The 1,031-nt window shown below is 66.2% G+C and carries 3 protein-coding genes; all 3 read right to left on the reverse strand.

Annotation, left to right across the window (positions count from 1 at the left end):
- The coding region (locus LY13_RS26100; protein WP_253831109.1) for a peptidoglycan-binding domain-containing protein at positions 1–216 on the reverse strand (216 nt) is incomplete at its 3' end.
- A 223-nt stretch (positions 217–439) separates the two neighbouring features.
- Positions 440–658, reverse strand: coding sequence for a hypothetical protein (locus tag LY13_RS25510; RefSeq protein ID WP_253831110.1), 219 nt, complete (start codon positions 656–658; stop codon positions 440–442).
- Positions 655–795 (reverse strand): hypothetical protein, encoded by a 141-nt coding sequence (locus LY13_RS25515; RefSeq protein ID WP_253831111.1) that lies wholly within the window; start codon positions 793–795, stop codon positions 655–657. The genes LY13_RS25510 and LY13_RS25515 overlap by 4 nt, the downstream gene beginning before the upstream one ends.
- Positions 796–1,031: the final 236 nt, after the last annotated feature.

Below are 1,031 nucleotides of genomic sequence, written 5' to 3' on the forward strand. Positions count from 1 at the left end.
CGACTGGAACGCCTCGACCGCATCGGTGGTCATCGGGCCCGCGTAACCGTCGATCACGCCGCGGTAGTAGTACAGCCCCTTCAACGACTTCTGGATGCTCGACATCGACGCGGCCTGCGCGGAGGTCGGAATCAGGACGCTCGCGGCGGCGGCCATCCCGGCGACCGCGGTGCCCCGGAGCATGGAACGACGTGTGACGGGCCTGAGATTCTTCACGATGCTTCCTTCGATCGGCGTGCCATGACACGTTGGCGACACCGAGTAGCGATGTCACCCGTTCGCTGGACGAGTGGAACATCGAGAAGGACACGGACAGTACCGACGGAAGTCTCCGTGGCCCCAATGACCTCCGTTGGTCGCAGAACGGGCGCACCGTGGAACCGGGACGGGCGGGCGAACGTCTCCGCGCGCGACCCCCGGTGGGAAGCCCGCCGGCGGCTCAGGGAACCGGCGCGTGGGCGAGGCAGCTCACGCACGGCATCCCCTGCGGAGTGTTCACCCGCTCGGCCTCGCCCGGTCCGAACCGGGCACCGCAGACCGCGCCGAGGTTGTCCGGCACGTCGGTCAGCGAGGCAGGGAGCACCACAAGGTGAGCGGTCCGCCGGGACTCGCCGACGACGCCGTGTCGGTATCGGACCATGACCGTCACCCGCTTCATGTCGGCACCGCCACATCGGCCGGGAAGCAGACAGGGCACGGGTCGACGTCGTCGGTCTCCGGCGAGTCCGGGTCGATCAACCGGCCGCACTCGGTGAGCATCGCCCCGCCCGGCGACCACGCCGCACTTTCCCGCACCCGATGCACAATTCCGAGCCCGTCGCAATTTCCCATATCGCCAAGCTACGAAAATCGACCGTAGGGAATCCAGCTTTACCCGCGCCCTCGCATAAATTCCTCGGCCACAGAGTCGAGGAATTCTCGTACATCATCACCGGCCAGTGAGGTTTTCTCGGTAAGTTGATCTTTGCTGGCTGTCGTCGACCGGCTGGGGTCAAGCCTGGCTGTGGATAGGCGTAGAGCCCCTGGTAGGA

It is taken from the genome of Prauserella aidingensis, from assembly GCF_024171865.1.
In the GTDB taxonomy this organism is placed as follows: domain Bacteria; phylum Actinomycetota; class Actinomycetes; order Mycobacteriales; family Pseudonocardiaceae; genus Prauserella; species Prauserella aidingensis.

Bases quoted from the DNA above. Each gene is read 5' to 3' on its own strand.
- LY13_RS25510 (WP_253831110.1), bottom strand. From the start codon at position 658: ATGAAGCGGGTGACGGTCATGGTCCGATACCGACACGGCGTCGTCGGC.